General features: G+C 74.4%; 2 protein-coding genes and 1 pseudogene. All 3 read left to right on the top strand.

The window, feature by feature from the left end:
- Positions 1-1,462 (top strand): multicopper oxidase family protein (locus SACPADRAFT_RS0217865; protein WP_007027170.1); only part of this gene is annotated, 1,462 nt, incomplete at its 5' end.
- Positions 1,463-1,588: 126 nt separating this feature from the next.
- Positions 1,589-1,936, top strand: coding sequence for an NADH-quinone oxidoreductase subunit A (locus SACPADRAFT_RS0217860; protein WP_007027171.1), 348 nt, complete (start codon positions 1,589-1,591; stop codon positions 1,934-1,936).
- Positions 1,927-2,758: pseudogene (locus SACPADRAFT_RS33175) on the top strand (hypothetical protein); the annotation flags it as partial. The gene SACPADRAFT_RS0217860 and the pseudogene SACPADRAFT_RS33175, both read left to right, overlap by 10 nt.

Raw genomic sequence — 2,758 nt, 5'->3', positions numbered from 1 at the left:
ACTCGTCGCGACGGGCGTCGCGGGGTGGGTGTGGCGGATCGGCGCCCCGGAGGAGGCCGCCGCGGGTGCCGCGACGAGTGGGGAGTCACTGCGTGCCCCGCCCGAACGGCTCGCCCGGGACGGCGTGTTGACGGTACCGCTGGACGCCGGGCCCGGGGTGCGGCTCGCCGGACGGGACACCTCCGCCCTGGGGTTCAACGGTTCCTCCCCCGGCCCGACCCTGCGGGTGCGGCCCGGTGACGACCTGCGCGTCCGGCTCACCAACCGGCTCGGACAACCCACCAACCTGCACACCCACGGCCTGCACGTCTCCCCCCGGGGCAACAGCGACAACCCGTTCCTGAGCATCGCGCCCGGCGAGACCTTCGACTACCGCTTCCGGATCCCGGACGACCACCCACCGGGGACCTTCTGGTACCACCCGCACCGCCACGGCTTCGTGGCCGACCAGCTCTTCGGCGGCCTCGCGGGCGCCCTGATCGTCGACGGCGGACCGGAACTCGCGGAGACCGAACGGGTCCTCGTCGTCACCGACCTCTCGCTGACCGGATCGGGCGAGGTCGTCCCGGCGGGCCCCCGGGAACGCATGCTCGGCCGGGAGGGCAACCTCGTCCTGGTCAACGGCCAACACGAACCCGTCGTGGAGCTCCGGCCCGGGGCCGCCGAACGGTGGCGGGTGGTCAACGCCTGCACCTCGCGGGTGCTGTCCCTGCGGCCGGAGAACGCGCGGGTCACCCAGGTCGGCTCGGACGGGTTCCTCCTCCCCCGGCCCGTGCCCCGGCAGCGGGTCGTGCTGGCCCCGGGAAACCGGGCGGATCTGCTGGTCACCCCCACCGCTCCCGGGCCGGGACGACTGGTGAGCGACCCGGTCCGGCGGGAACACGACGGGATGCCGGGCATGGGTGGCATGGCCGACCCGGTTCCCGGTGCCGGCGACACCCGGCAGGGGCCGGTCACGCTGGTGCGGCTGGCCGTGTCCGGCCCGGCCGCCGGGACCTCGCGGGAACCGCCTGCGGAGCTGCCCGCTCCCCCGCTGCCCGGCCGGACCGTCTCCCGGCGCCGGGAGATCACGTTCACCATGGGTATGGGCGGCATGGGTGGTATGGGGGACGGGGACGGGATGCGGGGACCGGGCATGCGGTTCGGCTTCGACGGCCGGGCGTTCGACGCCGACCGCACCGATCAGACCGTCGCCGCGGGGACCACCGAGGAGTGGCTGATCCGCAACGACACCCCGATGGATCACCCGTTCCATCTGCACGTGTGGCCGTTCCAGGTGGTCGAATCCAGCGACGGGAAACAGGTCGACGGCAGTCTGCGCGACGTCGTCCTCGTCCCGGCCCGCGGCTGGGCCCGGCTGCGGGTGCGGTTCGCCGATCACACCGGGCGCACGGTGTACCACTGCCACATTCTCGACCACGAGGACGCGGGCATGATGGCGACCGTACGGGTCGGTGGCTGAGGGGCACCCGGCCCGACGGGAGTCGCGGCGGACCTCACCTCATCGTGCATAGTCCGCGCCTCTCCGGGTAACCGTCGCCGGGCGGGTGGGCAGCCGCAGCCGGAACGGTCGGAGGTGTGGTCCACGATGACGGTCGAGGGCGCGGTCGTCGTGCTCGCGTCGGGGCTCGGGGTCACCGCCGCGTTGTACGCGGCGGCTCTGCTCGTCCGTCCCGGCCGCACGGTCGCGGGCGTCCGGCCGTTCCTGTCCGGTCACGACCCCCGTGAGCATGCCGTCTCCCGGTACCACGTGCGCTGGTACACGGTCTCGATGATCTTCCTGGCCTTCGACATGGAGATGGTGTTCATGTACCCGTGGACGCTGGTCGTCGCGGAACAGGGCACCTCGGCGGTCGTCGAGATGTTCGTGTTCCTGGGCATCCTCGTCGCCGGGGTGGTCTACGCCTGGCGGGAGGGGGCGCTGCGGTGGACCTGACCGCGTGGTTGCTCCGGCACACCCCGCCCCGGCCGCTGCTGGTCGCCACGCCGGGCGGGACGGCGGCCCGGGTCGCGACCGAACGCGCATTACGCCTGCGCGGGTGGCGGCCCGCGGCGAATCCCGCCGGGGCGAACCTGCTCGTCGTCGCCGGGCCCGTTCCCGACGAGCTGCGTCCGGCTCTCGACCGGGTGTGGAACCGGTTGCCGGCTCCCCGGGTGTGGGTACACGTCCCGGACGCCGACCCGGACGGGCTCGACCGGCTCCTGGACGGGGCGCGGTCGGCGCTGCGGGATGTCGACCGGCAGCGGGGCGAGGCGCACGACGCCGTGGCCGCCGGGCAGCACGCCGCGTCCGGGACGGGGAACGGCCACGGCGAATCCGGTGGCCACGATGGCCACGACGAGCACGGCGGGCACGGGGACGGCGGCGGGCACGGGGACGGCGGCGGGCACGGGGATCACGGCGGGTCCGAGGAACACGGGAACGGTGGCCACGGTGACTCCGGTGGCCACGACCACCACGGCCACGGTGGACACGACATGGGCGGGATGGAACTGCCCGGCGGCATCCCGATGGCCGGCCGGGAACCCGACCGCGACGGGCTGATGCTGGACGTTCTGCACGTACCGCTCGGACCGGTGCTGCCGGACTGGCCCGCGGGACTCGTCGTCCACACCACCCTGCAGGGTGACGTCGTCACCGCCGCCTCACTGGAGGTGACCGGGGCCCCGGGGGACGCGGCCGGGGACGACGGACCCGACGGCTTCTGGGCGCACCGGCCGCGGGCCCGCGCGGCGGACTCGTGCGCCCGGTTGCTGA

It is taken from the genome of Saccharomonospora iraqiensis subsp. paurometabolica YIM 90007, from assembly GCF_000231035.2.
Taxonomy (GTDB): Bacteria; Actinomycetota; Actinomycetes; order Mycobacteriales; family Pseudonocardiaceae; genus Saccharomonospora; species Saccharomonospora paurometabolica.
Note: the sequence above shows the minus strand (reverse complement) of the source record. Positions and strands in the feature narration are given on the sequence as shown.

Bases quoted from the DNA above. Each gene is read 5' to 3' on its own strand.
- SACPADRAFT_RS0217860 (WP_007027171.1), top strand. From the start codon at position 1,589: ATGACGGTCGAGGGCGCGGTCGTCGTGCTCGCGTCGGGGCTCGGGGTC.